The organism is Bradyrhizobium sp. (assembly GCF_035652035.1).
Taxonomy (GTDB): domain Bacteria; phylum Pseudomonadota; class Alphaproteobacteria; order Rhizobiales; family Xanthobacteraceae; genus Bradyrhizobium.
In genome coordinates this window covers 1-20052 of the sequence record NZ_DASREO010000023.1, presented here as the reverse complement: position 1 = coordinate 20052, position 20052 = coordinate 1, and the positions used below count along the sequence as shown (strand labels likewise).

Sequence of the window (20052 nt, the reverse complement as noted above, 5' to 3'; positions counted from 1 at the left end):
GTGCGTTGCGCGCAAAGCGGGATGACGTCATGCGCCGATTGATCGTCGGACTTGCGGCCTTGGTCTGGAGCGGCGCGGCGCTGGCGGACAATTGTCCCGGCAACACAACGGCACTTGGCGTCGCCCGTGTTCTGACGGTGGATGCACGGACCACGCCCAAGGTTGGCCGCAAGCAATTTCCCCATACGCTGCCGCTACAGCCGAAGGAGATCGTGCTCACTTTCGACGACGGTCCCCTGCCCGGCACCACCGAGCGCGTGCTCGAGGCGCTGCGGCGTGAATGCGTGAAGGCGACCTTTTTCATGGTCGGTCAACAGGCGGCGGCGAATCCGGCTCTCGCGCGCCACGTTCTGGCCGATGGCCATAGCATCGGGTATCATACCTATTCGCACCGTCTGCTTGACCGCATTCCGCGGGCCGCGGCCGAAAGCGAAATTGTTCGAGGTTTTACCGCGGTCGATCAGGCACTTTACGGCCGGACCAGCCTCGACCCGGCAGGCGCTTTTTTCCGCTTTCCCGGCTTCGCCTCGTCGCCAGCGCTGCTCGACGAGCTGACGCGGCGGAGGATTGTGGTATTCGGCGCCGATCTTTGGGCGAGTGATTGGAACATCATGAGCCCCATCGAGGAATTGCGCCTTTTGATGAACCGGCTTCGCACCTCAGGCGGGGGCATTCTCCTCCTTCACGACACCAAAGCCCGGACCGCGGCCATGCTTCCGGCATTTCTTCGCGAGCTCAAGCGCGGGGGGTACCGCATCGTCCAGGTCATGCCAGCCCAAGGCACCACGCTTGGCGGCACGCCGATGCTGACTAAATTGCCACACTGACGGAAAAAGCGCTTCCTGCCGCCTTTGCGGCGGAAAGTCCCCGCGCCTAACCGCCGATTAACGTGCTAGTCTTTAGACTTGGGCGGTAGGGAGGTCTATCCGGACTCGTCGGCCGGGTGGACGTAAACATGCGTATTTCGGCTTTTTTGTGCGTGGTCGCGTTGACGACTGCGGGAAGTATTCCTGCGCTCGCGGATTCTTCATGTCCCAATCCCAATGCATTGGGCACCAGTCGCACGCTGGTGATCGATACCTCGCATCCGCGCCTCGGCGCCTTGCAGTATCGCGAGACGCTGCCGCTGGGGCCGCACGAAGTGGTGCTGACCTTCGACGATGGTCCGCTTCCGCCGTCTTCCACGAAAATTCTGGACATCCTCAAGTCCGAATGCGTGAAGGCGACCTATTTCCTGGTCGGGGAAATGGCGCAAAATTTCCCCGACGTGGTGCGCCGCATCCGTGACGAAGGACATACCATCGGCACGCACAGCTACGATCATCCGCTGACCTTCCATACGATGCCGCTGGCGAAGGCGGAGAAGGAAATCAATGGCGGCATCGACGCCGTCAGCAAAGCCCTGGGCAATCCCGCAGAGGTGGCGCCTTTCTTCCGAATCCCCGGCCTGCTGCGCTCCGAAGCCGTCGAAAATTATCTGGCTTCGCGCTCGCTGGTAACCTGGAGCGTCGATTTTGATGCCGACGACTGGTTCAGGCACATCACCGCCAATGAAATCGCGCGGCGCGCTATCTCCCGCATCGAGTCGAAGGGGCGCGGCATGTTGCTGCTGCACGATATCCACCCGGCCACGGTGACGGCATTGCCTATCATTCTGAAGGAACTGAAGGCGCGAGGCTATCACATCGTGCATGTGGTGCCTGCGCAACCCGGGCGGCCGGTGACGGTGACGGAGGCGCAGCAATGGCAGGTGGCAGCCTCGAGCTCGGCCCGCCGCACCGCTGCCGCCGCTCCGCGTCCCACTGCCCCGCGTAGCGCCGCCGGATCGCCACGTCCGGCTTCCGCCAAGCTCACGCCCGCCGGGACGAAAACTCGCCGCGTGACAACCGGAGAAAACTTCGCGCCGGTCGGTCACGAGCTGAGCCTCTCGGGCAGGCCGCCGAGCTGATTTGCCGGCTCTCTCCGCTCGCACTCTCGCACTAGTGCGCGAGCGGATCGGGGCGCATTTGGAAATGCACCAACAACGGCTTGTTGCCTTTGCCGCCCTCGTGATGCCAGGGCGTGCGGTCGCCGCTCGTCGCCCAAAGCCCTCTGCCCTTCCAGCCAGCACCGGGATCGTCGATCCGGCCTTCCAACCCCTTGGCGTAAAATCCGAGCGGATAAGGCACCCGCAGCGTGACGAATTTGTCGCCGACCCAGGCGAGCAGGCCATCGGAAAGATTGCCGGTGGCGACGGGCACATTGTTGCCGAGCCCCGACGTGTTCCATTGGTCGACCCAGGTGTAGTAGCTCGACTCCGCGCTGTTCTCGCCGATGCCTTTGAATCCCGGCCCGGGAAATTGATGGAAGCTCCAGCCTTCCGGGCATTGTGACCCGGTCGCGGCGGGGCCGTTCAGCGGGCCCTTGCATTTACGCCTGTCGAAGCTCGCGAGATGACCGCTGGCGAGGGACACCCAGACCACGCCGTTGCGGTCGATATCGGCACCGCGAACGCCGAAGCCCGGTGCCGGGACGTTGTAGACTTCGGTGAGCGCGGTTTGCGGCGGATTGGCGCCGAGGTTCACCCGCACGACCGAACCGGGATAGCCCCGATGCGAACCCCAGACTACCGAAGGCTCGACGGGGCTCGGCATGACCGCATAGAAGCCGACACTGACGCGCCTATCTTTGGTGGGATCCGGCGGTGCGCCGGGCTCGACATAGTCGTCGCGCCTGCCGTTACCGTTGGTGTCGAGGATGAAGGCGGTCCAGCCCTGAGATTTGGCGGCGTCGCCGGTCTTCTCGAACATTTTGGTATTCAGCCAACCGACGACTTCACGGTCACCGCTGGTGAACAGCGTATTGTTGCCGTCGTTGTAGGCGAATTGCAGATGATGGGTGGAAAAGCAGGTGTCGACGAAGGTGTACTTCTTCGTCTTGGGATCGAACATCGCCAATTGCCGGCCGGACTTCTCCAAGGGAAACAATTTGGCCGAGGCATGGTCGGACCCTTCCTTGCAAAATGCCGGGTCGTCCGCCCCGCGCACCCGCGCGGTGAGCCAGAGGCGGCCCTTGTCATCGAGCATCGGGTTATGGACGTTGGCCTTGCTGTCCCAAATATGTTCGTCGCCCCAATACGGCGAGGGCTGCGCCGGCGGCGTTTTAGCAGCGCTCGGAGTATCTGCATCGCGCACCGGAAGCGTGAATGTTGTGGCTTCATTCTTCACTGGATCGAGGATCGGCATCTTGTCGGTGCTTAACTCAGTCGCTCCGTAAAGCGGACCATTGGCGTTCACCGTCGGTGTGCGGCGGTCGGTGCCGCTGAGATCGTGCAGATAATGTTTGTCGTCGAGCCAATCGCGCACCGTCACCACGACATTGCGTTCAATGCCCTGCGGACGCGGCGGCTTAGTATCCGGGACTTCTCCGGCGGCGATGCGATCGGTCCAGTCGGCAAGGTAGCGAATTGGAACGCTCTGAAGCCGGCCGGTGAGCGCGTTCACCATGTCCGCGCCGGCTTGCCCGGACGATACGCGGCGGATCCAGGCTTCCTCCGATGATTTGACGGCGCCGATCTCCTTCGGGATCGTGCGGGTGGCCAGATTTCCGATCTGGTGGCATCCGATGCAACCATTGCTCTTAATGTCGTTGAGATAGGAACCGATCGTCATTTTCGGCGGCAATTCATCTTTGGCCGGCAATTTCAACATCGCATACCAGTAAATGGCGGGATAAATCTTCGCCGCGGTCGCCGCATCCGGCGCAATTATCGCATTCAAATTCACCGTTTTGCCCGGCACAGCCGCGACCTTCGCGGAATCGACAAGCCCATAGCCGCGCACCCAAACATTGTAATTTGCTTGAGGCAGATCGGGGACGAGATAGCGGCCGCTATCGTCGGTTACGACGATACGCGCGAAGCGCGTTCCCAGGTCGTATGTTTCCGCGATGACCCAAACGCCTGCTTCCGGACCGCGTGGACCGGTGACGATGCCGCCGATATCTTTAGCGCCGACCGAAACGCTTTGGGCTTTCGCTGCGCCGATGCTCAAGGCTGCGAGCATGGTCAAGATTGATAGGCAAGACACAGTCCCACGCATGGCATCTCCTCCCCGAAACCGCGGCCACATTGCCGCTATCGCCGGCGGCGCAAAGAGTTTTCCGCCCGCCTCGCGATCCAGTCAACCGATGCGCGGAGGCTTTAAGCGTGCGTGATCGCCAGACTCGACAGGTCGTCGACCTTGAGGTCGAGACGCAGGGAGTGCCAGGAATCGCCCGCGTCGTCGCTTGCGTAGAACGAACCGTTGCGGGAGGCGGCATAGACGATGCCGGGTGCCGCGTCGTCGACGACGATCGCTTCGGGGAATTCCTTGCCATCGACGCCTTCGCCGACGCGATGCCAATTCATCCCGCCATCACCGGAACGAATGACGATGGCCTCGGCGCCGCTCGCCCGTTTGCGCCAGCGGCCGGCCGTGCCTTGCGCCAACGCGCAGAAAAGCCTCGCCGGATCGTGCGGGTCGCGCACCAGGGGAACGGCATAGTCCTGGGCGAAATTCATCGCTGTCGCGGTCCAATTCATCCCGCCGTCTTCGCTGGCATAGAGGGCGCGCCCGGGCGCCTCGCCCTGGCGCGACCCGTGGCCGCCCGTAGCGATGACCAAACGACGCGGCGAACGCGGATCGACCAAGATGGTATGCACGTCGCAATCCAGATTGCGGTCGAGCAGCTTCCAGCTACGGCCGCAATCGGTGCTTTTGATGATGTGGCCCAGTTGCAGGGCGGCATAGAGGATATCGGCATCGACCGGATCGACGGTGACGTCGCGGACATGCGGCTCGACGCTGGCCAGCGGGTAAGGCATGGCCGCCACCGACGGCACGTCCCAAACGCTGTCGAAGCGTAGCCAGTTCTTCCCTTCGTCTTCGCTCACGAAGATGTCGACGGGCTCGCAGCCGGCATAAAGCCGCTTCGGGTCGTGCGGATCGATGGTCACGCTGCGTACCTTGCCCGGCCCTCTGCGGCCGTAGCTCGGCTTGATCCAGGATTGCCCGAAGTCCTCGGTGACCCAGACGCCGTCGCCACGCGTGGCGGCAAACGCTTTGTTGGGGCCGGCCGGTGAAACGGCGATCTCGGTAATCTCCCATTTGCGTAGGCCATGGTCGGCGATCTTCCATGACCGCAGGTCGCCGCTACGCGCGGTAAAGACGCCGGCATCGGTACCGATATAAAGCACGCTCTGCATCATCACTGACCCAGCAGCGTCTTGATCCGCAGACGCGCTTCCTGCTTTTTCGTCACGGTGAATTCCCAATCGGACAGATCAAAATATTTGGCTCCGGTCTCGGGAATGAACGCCACCGGAACGAAGCTCTTCTCGTCGATGTCGTTCCGCGTCGTCGGCCATTTCGCGGCGCGTGCATAGACTTCCAAGCCCTCCTTCGAGGCGAGCCAGTTGATGAAGAGCTTGGCCGCATTCGGATGCGGGGCATTGCTGAAAAGGCCGACGAGCCCATTGCCGACCTGCACCGTGCCCGGCAGATCGGGCAGACTGTTGATGGCCAGAACCGGCTCGCCCTCCTTGTGCATCTGGTCGACTCGAGCGTCGTCGACCCCGAAGACGATCGGATAGGTGCCGTGCAGCAGCCAGTCGGTCAGTTGCCGCTCGTCGCGGCTGAAGGCCGGCTTCTGATCGACGAAAAGCCGCTTGGTGAAATCTTCCCCGAGCTGGATATAGAAGCGCGCGGCTTGATTGCTGCCGGTGCCCGGCACGGTCGGATCGCGGGTGGCGATCTTCCCTTGCCATTTCGGATTGAGCAGGTCCTGGGCCGATCGGATTTCGTCCGGCTTCACCGTGCGCGTATTGATGGAGAATTGTTCGCCGACGGCATTGAAAAGCCGAAGGACATATTGCTGATCCGGGTCGCTGAACCAAAGCGATCCTCTTTTCCATTTCGAACCGTCGACTGCTTCTGGAATCACCAGCAGCGGCTTGATCGGCGCGAGCATGTGCTCCGGATAGTAGATCGTCGCCATGGTCTGAATGCCGGCCAAGGTCACATCGACGCTGTAGATGCCGGCGGCCCGCTCGGAGCGCAGCCGCGCGGCGCCGGCGCTGGCCGAGCCGCCGAGATATTCGAGATCGATGCCGAAGCGCTTTTTGAAGGCGGCGGGTAGCGCCTCGCGCACCTCCGGATGGGCGGGGCCGCTGACCACCAACTTGCCTTCGCTGCGCGCCGCCGCGGCCAATTCGTCCCACGATGGCGCCTTCTGCTGCGCCAATGCGCCGCTTACGCAGGAAATCCAGTATACGAAGGCCAGTGCGACGATCCGTGCCATCCGCAAACCCCTCCCCCACTCGCTTTTTTTGCGCGCGTTCGAACGATCCGCGCGGAAGCAAAGTGTCAGACGGCGGAACCGATCGTCAAGAAGCGCAGGATAACGAATGGCGCTGGCCGGCCCCGACGAGAGTTCAAAGCTGGTGCGGTCAAGAGGACTCGAACCTCCACGGGTTGCCCCACTAGCACCTCAAGCTAGCGCGTCTACCAATTCCGCCATGACCGCATGCTGGGATGAACGCTGCCCCGGAGAGCGCGTTGGCGCGAGGTGACGATGTAACAAATCACCTCCGGGGGGACAAGGGCGCGCGCGGACGGGTCTCTGCGGCGATTCCGACGGTGCTAGCGGGCATCCGGCAGGCGCGGCAGCAGTTCCTTCACCTCGACCGCGATCCGATTGCCATTGACGACGACGGTGCCCTTCGCCACTGGAAAATTATTGGCGAGGATGCTCACCTCGTCGTCCTCGGCGGCGTCGAGCTCGATGATGGCGCCGCGGCCCAGTCGCAGCACCTGATGGATGGGCATCGCAGTGGTGCCTAGCACGACCGCAATATCGACCGAAACCTTGTCGAGAGTGCTCATTAAATACCGATGCCCCTGGACCGCCGGAGAGGATGTCCGCAGGTCATCATGCTATGGTTAGCGGATGATTAACGCCCGCAATGATGCAGTTTTTGGCCTGAAACGCGAGCGTCCTGGCGCGCCGGTGGAATGGCGCGTGAGCAGCGGCCTGATTCCCTATGAACAGGCCGTGGCGGCCATGGAGGCGCGGGTCGAGGCCATCCTCGCCGGCAAGGCAGCGGAATTGGTTTGGCTCGTCGAGCACCCGCCGCTTTATACGGCTGGGACGAGCGCCAAGCCCGAGGAATTGCTGGACCCCCGTTTCCCCGTCTACGCGACGGGCCGAGGCGGCCAGTTCACCTATCACGGGCCCGGCCAACGCGTGGCCTACCTCATGCTCGACCTCAATTGCCGGCGCCCTGACGTGCGACGCTACGTGTCGACGCTGGAAGACTGGCTGATCCGCACCCTTGCTTCTTTCAATATTCGCGGTGAACGGCGGGAGGATCGCGTCGGCGTCTGGATTCCGCGTCCGGAGAAAGCGCTCGGACGCGAAGACAAAATCGCCGCCATCGGAATCCGGCTGCGCCGCTGGGTGAGCTACCACGGCATTGCCCTTAATGTGGATTGCGACCTCAGCCACTTTTCCGGCATCCGTCCTTGCGGCGTTGCCGATCCGCGCTACGGCGTGACCAGCCTCACCGATCTCGGTTTTCCGGTGACCATGGAGGACATCGACCTGGCGTTACGGCAGCAATTCGAACCGCTATTCGGGCCCAGCGCGACGGCAGACGTCGTCGCCGATGAGGCGGTCACCTAGACCGTCGGCAAGACCGAGAATTCTTCGCCCGTCCGTATGGTCGAAAGCTCGCTGTCAGCCGTTTCCCTCACGTCGACCGATTCCACCCGGGCTCCCGGCGGGCCGCGCCGGCAGGCCTCGATCATCGCCGTGACCGCGGCGGCCGGACCGGTGAAAACCGCTTCCACGGTGCCGTCGTGGCGGTTGCGCACCCAGCCGCGCAAACGGCGCCGTTGCGCCATATGCTCGACCCAAGCGCGGTAGCCCACGCCCTGCACCCGGCCGTGAATAATGACGTGGCGAACGGCGGAGACGGTCATAGTTTGGGCTGTGACGCGGAATGCTGCTTCGACAATCGACGCGGGCTCATGCGGCGCCCAAGTTCGCGTTGATAGGGAATCGGCAGTTCCCAGTCGCGGGCCGCCTCGATCACCAGGCGGCAATATTCCGACGTGGCGCGGCCCCCGCTTTGGCCGCGGCCCACATACACCATGGCCGGCACCAGCCGCCCGCGATGGCGCACCGGCACGACGCGGCGGCGATAAAGCCCGCTCTCGACGTCTTCATAAGTGTCGAGCACCGCACGGTCGCGCGGCGACAGCCGCCACAGCACGCCATGCACTGCGCCGCCCGGCGCCGGTTTTATCGACGCGAAGCCGCTCGCCACGATGGCGAAGCGCCAACCGCTTAGTGACGCCGGGCCGAGCGCCCGCGCGGCCGGACACAATCGCCGCATGAATTTCCGGCTCATGTTGCTGCCATACGCGAAATACAAGCCCATGCGCGCGCCCCCGCTGCACCATAAGCATGGGGCAAGTGACGGAAACTGTCGACAGGTCACCCCGGGCATTGTCAGGCGTGAACGATCGTGCCGCCATTCACATGCAGCACCTGCCCGGTCATGTAAGAGGCGTCTTCGCTCGCGAGGAAGACGTAGCAAGGCGCGACTTCGTTCGGCTGGCCTGGCCGCTTCATCGGCGTCGCCGCGCCGTGCTCGGCGACGTGCTCCGGGTCGAAGGATGCCGGGATCAGCGGAGTCCAGATCGGCCCGGGCGCGACGGCGTTGACCCGAATGCCTTTGCGGACGAGAACCTTCGCCAACGAATAGGTCATCGTCGATATGGCCCCCTTGGTCGCCGAATAATCGAGCAGAGTCTGATGACCCTGGTAGGCTGTGATCGACGTGGTGTTGATAATGCTCGATCCTTGCCTCATGTGCGGCACAGCCGCCTTCGTCATGAAGAAGAAACTGAAGACGTTGGTACGGAAGGTGCGCTCGATCTGCTCCGCCGACAATTCCGACAGATCATGAACTTCATGCTGCTCGCCGGCGTCGTTGACGAGGATGTCCACGCGACCGAATTCTTTCACAACTTTGTTCACCGCTTCCCGGCAAAAGGCTTCATCGCCCACGTCGCCTGCGAATTTAATGCCGCGTGATTTTTCTTTTTCCACCGAGCGCAGCGTTTCATCGGCGTCGTGATGTTCTTCCAGATAGACGATGGCGATCTTGGCTCCTTCCCGCGCCATGGCGACGGCAACCGCGCGGCCGATGCCGCTGTCGCCACCGGTGATAATCGCCACTTTGTCCTTTAGCCTCCCCACGCCGGGATATTTAGGCTCATAATCGGGCTGCGGCTGCATCTCGCTTTCGCGGCCCGGCTGATGCTCCTGCTTCTGCGCAGGCATGATGCGGGCGGGCATGGAACGCTCCCGTGGATTGATAGGGAGCGAACGCTTGGCCAGGTTCCTGGTTCCTCAACGCGCCGCGGAGGTGAGCCGGACCGGACTCAGAACGTCAGCGCCGCGGTGAGGTCACCCATCGGCGGTTGCCCGTTCGCCGAAAGCGCCGCGTCGCGCGCCGACAGCCCCGGCAGCACCGGAAGACCGTAACGCTTGGTAATGAAGCGCAGGATTGACGTCGTGTCGTACTGGCTGTGATCCACAAAGCCTTTCTTGGCGAATGGCGAAACCACGATCGCGGGAACGCGGCTCCCGGGCCCCCAGCGGTCTGCCTTGGGCGGCGCGACGTGATCCCAGAAACCGCCGTTCTCGTCATAGGCAATGACGACCAGCATGCGCGGCCATTGCGGGCTTTTTTCCAGGTGAGAAACGACATCGGCAATGTGTTCGTCGCCGGCGGCAACATCAGCATAGCCGGCATGTTCGTTCAGGTTGCCCTGCGGCTTGTAGAAGGTGACCTGCGGCAGCTGGCCGGCGTCGATGGCCTTGATGAATTCGACGCCGTTCATGCCACCGTCTTTGAGATGCTGCGCGCGCGCCGCGGTGCCGGGGGCATAATTGGCGAAATAGTTGAACGGTTGATGGTGGAATTGGAAATTTGGAACTGGCTTGCTGCGATCGCCATCAAGCGCCCTTTGCCAGGCGCCGGAATACCATGCCCATGAAATTCCCTTCTCGCTCAAGAGATCGCCGATGGTTTTGTCGTGCTGCGGCGGCAATGTGTTGGGCGCATTCGGATCGGCTAAGCGCGGATCGCCCTCCTTCGCCGGCTTGTTGGCGCTCGGCTGATACGGCGGCTGCATCGTATTCACGGCGAAAAAGTCTGGTGTGATGTTGCTGTTCTTGTTGGCGAATTTCGGAACGCCCTGCATCGCGGACTTGGGCGAATCCGGCGCAAGCTTGAGCGTCACGTTGTCGGGCTCGACGACCGCGATCAGATCCTTGGCCGGGCTCTTGTCTGCGTTTGGATAAACCGGCGTGCACGCGCAGACGAGCCAGAAATGGTTGAGAAAGGAGCCCCCGAAGGCGCCCATGAAGAAGTTGTCGGCGAGCGTGTATTTCCTCGCAACATTCCACATCGGCAGCTTCGACCCGTCGTAATGCCCCATAACCAGCCCGCCAGAGTCGGCATAGGCGACGAAGCGATCGTTTTTACCGCCATCGATCTGCATCTGGTTCTGATAAAAAAGGTGCCAGAGATCGCGGGTCGTCACGCCGAGCGGCGTGTTCAAGCCCTTGGGATCGTCGATGGCGAAGGGCCTATTCGGCAGATGCTCGGTCTGGTCCTGGGTCACCGCCGGGGTGACACCTTTGGCCGTCAGCCCGCCCCAGACCGGCGGCAATTCCTGAAGCACGGACCCGTCGCGGTCGCGCTGCGCGGAATTGGCCGCGGTTACATTCTGCAATCCATTGGCACCGGGAAAGGTGCCATACAGATTATCGAAGCTGCGGTTCTCGGCGTAGATCACCACCACGGTATCGATGTTGCCGATGCCACTGCGCGTCGCCTGCGCGCAGACGAGTCCAGGCGTCAGAACAACCGCCGCCGCAGAGACCCCGAACCATTTCATAGAGATTTGGAATTTCATGATCGCCCTCACCCAAGCGCCAATCCGCAATGCCAGCGGCAAACGAACGGCGCAGGTGACCATTGCGCAGTTCTGTGGCAGTTGCATGAAGCCCATGAAGCCAACGCGGGTGCCAGTCGCCGTCGGCTAAGCGAGCATCGAAGGCTGGAATATCCTTTCCTTCCAGTGACCGGCCGTCGAACCTTCTTCTCCTGATGATAGACAGAACTCAAGTATCACGCACGCCGCCTTATTGGCCCTGTTCCCGCTTGATGTGGAAGGCTATATTAGCCCCCGGGACGCACTGTTCGTGCCAAAAATTGGAGGTTTGTCATGGCGTTAGCGATCGGCGACACCGCCCCGGATTTCGAGGCCGAGACCACCGAAGGGAAAATCCGTTTTCATGAATGGCTAGGCAATTCCTGGGGCATTTTGTTTTCGCATCCGAAGGATTTCACGCCGGTATGCACAACCGAACTCGGCACCATGGCGAAGCTCAAGCCGGAGTTCGACAAGCGCAATGCCAAGATCATCGGGCTTTCTGTCGACCCTGTCGACAATCACAAGAAATGGTCGCAGGACATCAAGGATGTGGTCGGATTTGCCCCGAACTATCCGATGATCGGCGATACCGATCTGAAGATTTCCAAGCTGTACGGAATGCTGCCCGCGGCCACCCCCGGCTCGTCCGAAGGCCGCACGCCGGCGGACAATCAAACGGTGCGCAACGTCTTCATCGTCGGACCGGACAAGAAAATCAAGCTCATCTTGGTTTATCCGATGACCTGCGGACGCAACTTCGACGAGATTCTGCGCGTGCTCGATTCGATGCAGATGAACGTCAAGCACCGCGTGGCAACACCGGCGAACTGGAAGCAAGGCGAGGACGTGATCCTCACCAGCGCGGTGACCGACGACGAGGCGAAGAAACTCTATCCGCAAGGCTGGAAAGCGCCGAAGCCCTATCTTCGCATCGTGCCGCAGCCGCGCGGCTGATCCACAAACGATGTCGCAGAAAAGCGCGGGCCGGGTGGACCGCGCTTTTTTTGTTTGTCGCCTGGCCGGCGCGATTTTGCCATCATCTGCGCGCCGACCGCTGCGCCCTGAATCGTAATCAAAAGCCCTAAGCTAACGTCCGTCCCGGGAACCCGGCTCTTTACCGGCGGTTGACTCGTTGTCACTTCACGGGAGGCGATTATGACATACCAAGATCCCGATCCCTGGCGTGAGCCCGATATGAATTCCGGCCACCGTGTCGGCCCGCGTGGCGGTTCCGGCGCCGGCTCAGCCTGGGCCTGGATCGCTGGCGCCGTGATGTTGGTCGTGGTGCTGCTCTTCATCGTCGGCCAGAACGGCACATCGCGCGATGTGAATAATTCGCCGGCGGCACCGCAGGTCACCGCGCCCGCGGACAATGCCGCGCGAGCTCCCATTGCGCCGAGGCAGACGCGCGGCCAGGGCGGCTAAAGCCCCGACTGAATTCCGTCTATTCTACGTCACGCTGCAGCGGGCGCGGAACGCCGGTTGAAGGCCCAGAGCGCCAAGGCAAGGCCCAGCATCAGGAGACCACCGAGCAGGACGGACAGCGGCGTTGCGCCGAGCCTCTCGAACCATTGCGTATAAAAATGGATGGCGCCAAACGCGGCCGCCGTGTTCACCAGCCACCGGCGGTTCGCTTTCACCGCGAATAATGCGGCGGCGAGCAGCACTACGGCCCAGCCAAGGCTAAATACCCATGCCGGAACGACAATTTCGTCGAGCAACGCCGGACTGTCGGCGCGGCCCATGCCGCGTAGCAGCACCAGGGGATCGCCCCACAATGAGCCGATCCAAAAGCCAAAATTGACGAGCAGGATTGAAGTGCGCGCGGCTGTCAGCGCGATACGTTCAAAATCCGCGGGAAAATTCTTCGACGCTTGATAGGTCAGCAGCGCGAGCGCCGAAAACAGAACGACGGTCAATGTCGGCTCGAATATCGCGAGTGAATACAGGGCGTGGCTATAGCCAGCACGCGCGCCGAGACACGCCGATGCGGCAAGAACGGCGAGCGCCGTCAGCAGGCTCGAGCGCGCCGCCAGTGCAGCAAGCGCGAGTACGGCGGTCACAATCAGCATTGAAGCCAGTGAACCCTCGCCGTATGCAACCACGCCGCCCGAAAACATAAGCGCGCCGACGACCGAACATATCTGGCCAAGCACCGTCCATTGCTGGACCCTATTGAGCGCGACTGTGCCGCCAACGATGAACAACAAGACACCCAGTCCGATCGCGGTGAGCGGTGTCGGCACGAGCGCCACGGCGCCGGCCGCAACAGCTAGGACCCCAAAACCGATCAGGATATTGACGGCGAGCGAGCCCGTTTCGTGCGAGGCCAAGGCCTTAAGCCGATCCGCCTCGGTCGGCGTGAGCTTGCCATCCTCGACAAGCTTTGAAATGTCGAGCGTGATCTTCATCGCCGTCGCCCCCCATGACGGCAGGAGGTTATCGCGTCTTCAGCGTGGATAATAGCTTGGCGGCTGCCTCGAACTCCGCAAAGCGCGCCGTGCGGCGCGCCATGGCCTCGTCGTCGCGGCCCCAGGACTGCATGTTCCAATCCTCATCGACATGCGCCGCCGCCCAAGCATCATCCAGCGACAATTGTCCGCGCGCTAGCATCAGCGCCAGCAAGGCCGATCCGGTCAAGGTGGTGATGGAATAGACGGCGCCGAGTTGCCATGGCTGATCGGGAATCGCGGCGCATGCCATTGCCAGCGCCGCTGCCGACTGTTCGATGAACATCACGCCACGCGCCAAAGTGAAATGGGCGCCGAGCGCCTCGCGCGCCCAGCGAATAACCGGATCCCAATGCCATTCCTGCCTCTCTACTAGGCCGCGCGGGGCTTCGGCGCGGTAAAAGACGAGATCGGAGCGGAGATACTGGGCCACCCCTTCGGCCACGGGGCGCGGGTTGGACACGGCGCCGTCGATGATGGCGTTCGCCAGCCGGGTCAGCGGCATGGTGGCAGGGTCGATCACATCTTGTTGCGCATTCCATTCGGCCGTGATCAGCGCCGCCAAGGCTGAACCGGGAACGAGCAGCAGATTTCGCGCGGGCGTTCGGACCGGTTTACCATCGAGCAGAATCTGCACACCTTCCGCCGCGGGCTTGGCCTCGGCCGCCCGATAAAAGCGATGGCGCCGGACGGGACGCATTGCCCGGCGGGCCGCCTCGATCCCGTCAACAGGCGTTTGAGCGAAAATATCTTCGAAAATATTGATCATGGCTCTTTCGGCTGAATTCTAAGGTCTTTTTGCGCCGCAACAAGCGTCGGCTGGCAGACGCGGCATAGGCGGAATATGCGCCCGATGCGTTTCGGTTAACGGCAGAACGGCGCAGAGAACCCCGCTTTATGTAGCTTTCGGGAGGTTAGTCCAGTAAAATTGCGCCAGATTCGACGCGTAAATCTCAATATCGGCGGGATGCGCTGTTCTCGCTCTCAAGTGGCGTTTGGGGCGCGCGAGGAGTGAATGAAGGATACTGACATCGCCGCCCCGGACTACTTCCACAAAGTCGTGGATTGCCAATGGGCCTGCCCGGCGCACACGCCGGTGCCGGAATATATCCGTTTGATTGCTCAAGGCCGCTACGGCGACGCCTATATGATCAACTGGAAGTCCAACGTCTTTCCCGGAATTCTTGGGCGCACGTGCGATCGGCCCTGCGAGCCGGCCTGCCGGCGCGTGCGGGTCGAGAAGGAGCCGGTGGCGATCTGCCGCCTGAAAAGAGTGGCAGCCGATTACAAGGACGATATCCGCAATCGCCTGCCCAAACCTTCCCCGACAAAAAACGGAAAGCGCATCGCCCTCGTCGGCGGCGGTCCTGCGTCGCTGACGGTGGCGCGCGACCTTGCGCCTCTTGGCTACACCTGCGTCGTCTTCGATCAGGATCCCAAGGCCGGCGGGATGATGCGCACACAAATCCCGAAATTCCGCTTGCCGGACTCGGTGATCGACGAGGAATGCGATTACGTCCTTAACCTCGGCATCGAATTCCGTGGCGGGCAGCGCATCGACAGTATGAAAGCGTTGCTGGCGGAAGGCTGGGACGCGATTTTCGTCGGCTCCGGCGCGCCGCGCGGGCGCGACCTCGATATTCCCGGCCGCAAGGAAGCGGCCAAGAATATCCATATCGGCATCGACTGGCTTTCCAGCGTCTCCTTCGGCCACGTCACCAAGATTGGCAAGCGCGTGATCGTGCTCGGCGGCGGCAACACGGCGATGGATTGCTGCCGCTCATCGCGCCGGCTCGGCGGCGACGACGTGAAAGTGGTCGTGCGCTCCGGTTTCGAGGAAATGAAGGCGTCGCCCTGGGAAAAGGAAGACGCCATGCACGAGGACATTCCGATCTACAATTATCTCGTGCCGAAGGAATTCACGCATGAGAATGGCAAGCTCACCGGCGTGCTGTTCGAAAAGGTGAAGGCCATCCGCGATGAGAAGGGCCGGCGCGAGCTTGTGCCGACCGGCGAGCCGGATCAGCACTTTCCTTGCGATGACGTGTTGGTGGCCGTCGGCCAGGAGAACGCGTTTCCCTGGATCGAACGCGACATCGGTATCGAATTCGACAAATGGGGCATGCCCAAGGTCGATCCCAAGACCATGCGCTCAACCAATCCGAAGGTCTTCTTTGGCGGCGACAGCGCCTTCGGCCCCAAGAACATCATCTGGGCCGTGGCGCATGGCCATGAGGCGGCGGTGTCGATCGACAAGATGCTGCACGGCGAGGACATCGACAATCGACCCATGCCCGCAGTCGAAGTCGTCAGCCAGAAGATGGGCATCCACGAATGGAGCTATAACAACGAGATCGCGCTCGATAAGCGCTACAAGGTGCCCCACCGCGACAAGGTGATCGCACTGACGGATATCAAGACGGAGGTCGAGCTTGGCTTCGATCCCAGCCTCGCCCTTGCCGAGGCGGGGCGCTGCCTCAACTGCGACGTTCAGACCGTGTTTACATCCTCGCTGTGCATCGAATGCGATGCCTGCGTGGACATCTGCCCGATGGACTGCATCACCTTCACGGAAAACGGCGAAGAGGCTGACCTGCGGCAGCGCCTGAAAGTGCCAGCGAAGAACCTGAGCCAGGATCTCTATGTCGCCAACGGCCTCAAAACCGGCCGCGTCATGGTGAAGGATGAGGACGTTTGCCTGCATTGCGGGCTCTGCGCCGAGCGCTGTCCCACCGGGGCCTGGGACATGCAGAAATTCTTCCTCGAAATGAGCCAAGCAGGTCAGCAATGCCGCTCGAGAGCGTAAACGATTTCGTCGTCCGCTTTGCCAACGTCAACGGCTCCGGCTCGGCCAGCGCCAACGAGATGTTCGCCCGCGCGGTGATGCGGATGGGCGTTCCGGTGGCGCCGCGCAACATCTTTCCATCGAATATCCAGGGCCTACCGACCTGGTATGAGGTGCGAATCAGCGAGGCGGGGCACCTTGGCGCTCGCGGCGGCACCGATCTCATGGTGGCGATGAATCCGCAGACCTGGGACAAGGATGTCGCTTCCATCGAACCGGGCGGCTACCTGTTCTACGACTCCACCAAGGCGATGCCGGCCACGAAATTCCGCGAAGACATCACGGTTATTGGCGCGCCGCTCACCGCCATTTGCAACAGCCAATATACCGATCCGCGCCAGCGGCAGTTGTTCAAGAATATTATCTATATCGGCGTGCTGACGGCGCTGCTCGACATGGACGTGTCGGTGGTGGAAAAGCTGATCGGCGAGCAATTCAAGGGCAAGGAAAAGCTGATCCAGCCCAATATCCATGCGCTGCATCTCGGCCGCGATTACGCGCTGGCCAACCTTTCCTGCCCTATCGGTCTGCGCTTACGCCGCGCCGACGCCGTCGGCGACCGGATTTTCATCGAGGGCAATTCCGCCGCGGCGCTTGGCGCGGTCTATGGCGGCGCCACCGTCTGCGCGTGGTATCCGATTACGCCATCGTCCTCGCTGGCGGACGCCTTTACCGGCCATTGCAAGCGCCTGCGCGTCGACCCGGAAAGCAAGGAGAACCGCTTTGCTATCGTACAGGCCGAGGATGAGCTGGCTTCGATCGGCATGGTGATCGGCGCCGCCTGGAACGGGGCACGGGCCTTCACCTCGACGTCGGGCCCCGGCATCTCGCTGATGCAGGAATTTCTCGGCCTTGCCTATTTCGCCGAGGTGCCTGCGGTGATCTTCGATGTGCAGCGCGCCGGCCCTTCCACCGGCATGCCGACGCGCACGCAGCAATGCGACCTGATCAATTGCGCGTACGCTTCGCATGGCGATACTAAGCATGTGCTGCTGCTTCCGGAAGATCCGGCGGAAGCCTTTGAATTCGGCGCGCAGGCCTTCGATCTCGCCGACCGCCTGCAAACACCTATCTTCGTCATGCTCGACCTCGACATCGGCATGAATCATCGGCTGTGCCGTCCGTTGAAATGGGATGACAGCCGCACTTACGACCGCGGCAAGGTGATGACCGCCGAGGAACTCGAAGCTGGCAAGGATTTTGGCCGTTATCTCGACGTGGACGGCGACGGCATCCCCTATCGCACTTATCCGGGCACGCATCCGACCAAAGGCTCGTTCTTCACCCGCGGCACTTCTCGCGACCGCTACGCCCGCTACACCGAAGAAGGCGGGCCTTATGCCGACAATATGCAAAGGTTGTTGCGCAAGTTCGAAACCGCCAAGGACCTGGTGCCAAGGCCGCTTCGCGCGAATGCCGAAAAGCCGACGCGTTACGGCGTGATCTATTTCGGTTCCACCAGCCCGGCGATGGATGAGGCCATTTCGACGCTCACCGCCCAGGGCCAGCACCTCGATCGGCTGCGCGTGCGGGCTTTCCCATTCCATCACACGGTGGACGATTTCATCGCCGACCACGATTTCGTTTTCGTCGTGGAGCAGAACCGTGACGCCCAGATGCGCTCGCTGATCGTCAACGAATGCGGTATCGACCCGGCGCGGCTGATCCCGGTGTTGCACTATGACGGCACGCCTATCACCGCGCGGTTTATCGCCGGCGCGATCAACGAGCGCATGGATGCGTTGAAGGTAACGCCGCTGCGGAGGGTGGGTGCATGACCTATTTGACCAAACCGAAGTTCCATCATCCGGCGCTACCGAAGAATGCGCTCGGTTATACCCACCGCGACTATGAAGGTTCGATCTCGACGTTGTGCGCCGGCTGCGGCCACGACTCGATTACGGGCGCCATCGTTGAGGCTTGTTTCGAGCTTTCCATCGAACCGCATCGGGTCGCGAAGATTTCCGGTATCGGCTGCTCGTCGAAAACGCCCACCTATTTCCTCGGCAATTCGCACGGCTTCAATTCGGTGCACGGCCGCATGCCCTCGGTGCTGACCGGCGCCAATCTCGCGAATCGCGACTTGATCTATCTCGGCGTCTCCGGCGACGGCGACAGCGCCTCCATCGGGCTTGGCCAATTCGCCCATTGCATCCGCCGCGGCGTCAACATGGTCTACATCGTCGAGAACAATGGCGTATACGGCCTGACCAAAGGGCAATTCTCGGCCACTGCGGACCGCGGCTCCAAGAGCAAGCGCGGGCTGACCAATTCCGACAACGCCATCGATCTCGTGGCCTTGGCGTTGCAGCTGGGCGCGAGTTTCGTGGCGCGGAGTTTCTCCGGCGACAAGACCCAGCTCGTGCCGCTGATCAAGGCGGCCATCGAGCACAAGGGTGCCGCCTTCATCGACTGCATCTCGCCTTGCGTCGCGTTCAACAACCATGCCGGCTCGACCAAGAGCTTCGACTACGTGCGCGAACACAACGAGGCGGTGAACCGGCTTGATTTCATCACCGGCCGCGAGGAAATCAAGGTCGAATACGAGCCCGGCACCGTCGAAGTGGTGACGCAGCATGACGGTTCGATGCTGGCGCTACGCAAGCTTGCAAAAGAATACGACCTGCACGACCGGCGGGCGGCGATGAATTACCTCCTGCAGCGCGGCGCTGCCGGCGAGATCGTCACCGGCCTGCTCTACGTCGAGACGGAACCCGAAGACCTGCATGCGCATCTCAACACGGCTCGCCGGCCCCTCAACGTGCTCGGCGAAAAGGAACTCTGCCCCGGCTCGGCGGCGTTAGACAAGATCAACGCCAGCCTGCGCTGATCGTGCCTATTGGAAGGCGCAGGCGTGCACGTAGGCGCCTCTCTGATCCGGCGGCAAACCGCCGAGCGCGCCTTGATGAATGCAGCGCGCGGCACGATCCTGTGACGTTTCAACCCCTGCGCCGCCAGTGGCGCCTTGAGGGACGATCAGCACAGTCGGAACTTTGGGATATCCCGGCACCGGCGGTGCCGCAGTAACCGTGCCGGTCACTTCCGGAGTTTTCGGCGGCGTGATCGGCTGCATGGGATAAAGCCCGGGCGCCGTGCTTTGCAGCACCGGCGGCGAGCCGTGGCGGACCGGTTTCTTCCGCTTCACCGGTTTGGTTTTTTCCACCGTTTCCGCGGAGGCCGGCGTCGCGCCGACCTCGACCGCGCCACGGTCGGGGAGGCGCAAAGTCGGGCTCGCCACGAGCCAGACCAAGGTGCACATGCCTAGGCGAACGATCTTGCGCATATTGAATCAAATAAAGCGTCAACCGGCCTTTGCCAGCCTTAGCTGCCTAACAGGCAAAGGTGAACGGTTTATTCCTCTTCGGGCGCCTGCTCGATCGGGTCGTAGTGTTTAATGTCAAAACCCAGCAGATTCCACGACTGCGCCATGTGCGGAGGCAACGGCGCGGTTACGTCAATGGTTCCGCCCCGGGGGTGCGGAATCGCCAGCCGCCGGGCGAGCAGATGCAGGCGGCTCTGCATGCCACCGGGCAATTCCCAGTTTTCTTTCGCGAAATATTTCGGGTCGCCGACGATGGGATGGCCGATGTGATCCATATGCGCGCGAAGCTGATGGGTGCGACCGGTGACCGGCTTTAGCGACAGCCAAGCCAGACGCGGGCCTGCCGTTTCCACGACCGCGTAATAGGTGACGGCGTGGCTCGCACCCTCCTCGCCGTGACGG

At 62.1% G+C, this 20052-nt stretch carries 20 protein-coding genes and 1 tRNA gene; 8 read left to right on the top strand and 13 right to left on the bottom strand.

The window, feature by feature from the left end; genetic code table 11:
* Positions 1–29 precede the first annotated feature (29 nt).
* Both VFB05_RS09130 and VFB05_RS09125 read left to right on the top strand, forming a co-directional pair.
* A complete protein-coding gene (locus VFB05_RS09130; RefSeq protein ID WP_325011260.1) occupies positions 30–827 on the top strand; it encodes a polysaccharide deacetylase family protein in 798 nt (265 codons plus the stop codon).
* 275 nt (positions 828–1102) lie between these two features.
* Entirely contained in the window at positions 1103–1948 is an 846-nt protein-coding gene (locus VFB05_RS09125; protein ID WP_325011258.1) for a polysaccharide deacetylase family protein, read from the top strand.
* Positions 1949–1979: 31 nt separating this feature from the next.
* Here VFB05_RS09125 and VFB05_RS09120 read toward each other — a convergent pair whose 3' ends face one another.
* The 5 genes from VFB05_RS09120 to VFB05_RS09100 all read right to left on the bottom strand — a co-directional run bounded on the left by VFB05_RS09120 (position 1980) and on the right by VFB05_RS09100 (position 6902).
* Positions 1980–4043 (bottom strand): carboxypeptidase-like regulatory domain-containing protein, encoded by a 2064-nt coding sequence (locus VFB05_RS09120; protein WP_325011256.1) that lies wholly within the window; start codon positions 4041–4043, stop codon positions 1980–1982.
* Positions 4044–4180: 137 nt separating this feature from the next.
* Complete coding sequence (locus VFB05_RS09115) at positions 4181–5227, bottom strand: hypothetical protein (protein ID WP_325011254.1); 1047 nt, start codon at positions 5225–5227, stop codon at positions 4181–4183.
* A complete protein-coding gene (locus tag VFB05_RS09110) occupies positions 5227–6318 on the bottom strand; it encodes an ABC transporter substrate-binding protein (protein ID WP_325011252.1) in 1092 nt (363 codons plus the stop codon). The genes VFB05_RS09115 and VFB05_RS09110 overlap by 1 nt, the downstream gene beginning before the upstream one ends.
* A 140-nt stretch (positions 6319–6458) precedes the next feature.
* Positions 6459–6543: transfer RNA gene (locus tag VFB05_RS09105), tRNA-Leu, on the bottom strand.
* A gap of 116 nt (positions 6544–6659) precedes the next feature.
* Complete coding sequence (locus VFB05_RS09100) at positions 6660–6902, bottom strand: FliM/FliN family flagellar motor switch protein (RefSeq protein ID WP_325011250.1); 243 nt, start codon at positions 6900–6902, stop codon at positions 6660–6662.
* Between the two features lie 64 nt (positions 6903–6966).
* Here VFB05_RS09100 and lipB point away from each other — a divergent pair, with 64 nt between their 5' ends.
* Positions 6967–7701: a lipoyl(octanoyl) transferase LipB gene (gene lipB, locus VFB05_RS09095; RefSeq protein WP_325011248.1), complete on the top strand. Its 735-nt coding sequence runs from the start codon at positions 6967–6969 to the stop codon at positions 7699–7701.
* Here the strand turns inward: lipB and VFB05_RS09090 are convergent.
* The 4 genes from VFB05_RS09090 to VFB05_RS09075 form a co-directional block, all read right to left on the bottom strand.
* Positions 7698–8000, bottom strand: coding sequence for an acylphosphatase (locus tag VFB05_RS09090; protein WP_325011245.1), 303 nt, complete (start codon positions 7998–8000; stop codon positions 7698–7700). The genes lipB and VFB05_RS09090 overlap by 4 nt on opposite strands.
* Positions 7997–8461, bottom strand: coding sequence for a gamma-glutamylcyclotransferase family protein (locus VFB05_RS09085; RefSeq protein ID WP_325011243.1), 465 nt, complete (start codon positions 8459–8461; stop codon positions 7997–7999). Before VFB05_RS09085 ends, VFB05_RS09090 begins: the two co-directional genes overlap by 4 nt.
* Positions 8462–8532: 71 nt before the next feature.
* Positions 8533–9384, bottom strand: a complete 852-nt coding sequence (locus VFB05_RS09080) for an SDR family oxidoreductase (protein WP_325011241.1) — start codon at positions 9382–9384, stop codon at positions 8533–8535.
* Between the two features lie 86 nt (positions 9385–9470).
* Positions 9471–11012 carry an acid phosphatase gene (locus VFB05_RS09075; RefSeq protein WP_325011239.1) on the bottom strand — a complete coding sequence of 514 codons (1542 nt, stop codon included), beginning with the start codon at positions 11010–11012 and terminating at the stop codon, positions 9471–9473.
* A 312-nt stretch (positions 11013–11324) separates the two neighbouring features.
* On the opposite strand from VFB05_RS09075, the gene VFB05_RS09070 reads away from it, so the two are divergent.
* Both VFB05_RS09070 and VFB05_RS09065 read left to right on the top strand, forming a co-directional pair.
* Positions 11325–11987, top strand: a complete 663-nt coding sequence (locus VFB05_RS09070; protein ID WP_325011237.1) for a peroxiredoxin — start codon at positions 11325–11327, stop codon at positions 11985–11987.
* A 201-nt stretch (positions 11988–12188) separates the two neighbouring features.
* Positions 12189–12458 carry a hypothetical protein gene (locus VFB05_RS09065; RefSeq protein WP_325011235.1) on the top strand — a complete coding sequence of 90 codons (270 nt, stop codon included), beginning with the start codon at positions 12189–12191 and terminating at the stop codon, positions 12456–12458.
* A 29-nt stretch (positions 12459–12487) separates the two neighbouring features.
* On the opposite strand, the gene VFB05_RS09060 is transcribed toward VFB05_RS09065, so the two are convergent.
* On the bottom strand, positions 12488–13444 hold the full coding sequence (locus tag VFB05_RS09060; protein WP_325011233.1) for a hypothetical protein: 957 nt from the start codon (positions 13442–13444) through the stop codon (positions 12488–12490).
* Between the two features lie 28 nt (positions 13445–13472).
* Positions 13473–14183 (bottom strand): ATP12 family chaperone protein, encoded by a 711-nt coding sequence (locus VFB05_RS09055; protein ID WP_325011322.1) that lies wholly within the window; start codon positions 14181–14183, stop codon positions 13473–13475.
* A gap of 315 nt (positions 14184–14498) precedes the next feature.
* Here VFB05_RS09055 and VFB05_RS09050 point away from each other — a divergent pair, with 315 nt between their 5' ends.
* From VFB05_RS09050 to VFB05_RS09040, 3 genes are read left to right on the top strand one after another with little or no spacing between them, the layout of a single operon-like run.
* The gene (locus VFB05_RS09050) at positions 14499–16289 is read left to right on the top strand and encodes an FAD-dependent oxidoreductase (protein WP_325011231.1); all 1791 of its coding nucleotides are present in this window, start codon (positions 14499–14501) and stop codon (positions 16287–16289) included.
* Positions 16271–18106: a 2-oxoacid:acceptor oxidoreductase subunit alpha gene (locus tag VFB05_RS09045; protein ID WP_325011229.1), complete on the top strand. Its 1836-nt coding sequence runs from the start codon at positions 16271–16273 to the stop codon at positions 18104–18106. The genes VFB05_RS09050 and VFB05_RS09045 overlap by 19 nt, the downstream gene beginning before the upstream one ends.
* A complete protein-coding gene (locus VFB05_RS09040; RefSeq protein ID WP_325011226.1) occupies positions 18103–19158 on the top strand; it encodes a 2-oxoacid:ferredoxin oxidoreductase subunit beta in 1056 nt (351 codons plus the stop codon). Before VFB05_RS09045 ends, VFB05_RS09040 begins: the two co-directional genes overlap by 4 nt.
* Positions 19159–19164: 6 nt before the next feature.
* Here VFB05_RS09040 and VFB05_RS09035 read toward each other — a convergent pair whose 3' ends face one another.
* Together VFB05_RS09035 and VFB05_RS09030 are read right to left on the bottom strand one after the other, a co-directional pair.
* Positions 19165–19611 (bottom strand): hypothetical protein, encoded by a 447-nt coding sequence (locus tag VFB05_RS09035; RefSeq protein WP_325011225.1) that lies wholly within the window; start codon positions 19609–19611, stop codon positions 19165–19167.
* Between the two features lie 68 nt (positions 19612–19679).
* The coding region (locus VFB05_RS09030) for a pseudouridine synthase (protein WP_325011223.1) at positions 19680–20052 on the bottom strand (373 nt) is incomplete at its 5' end.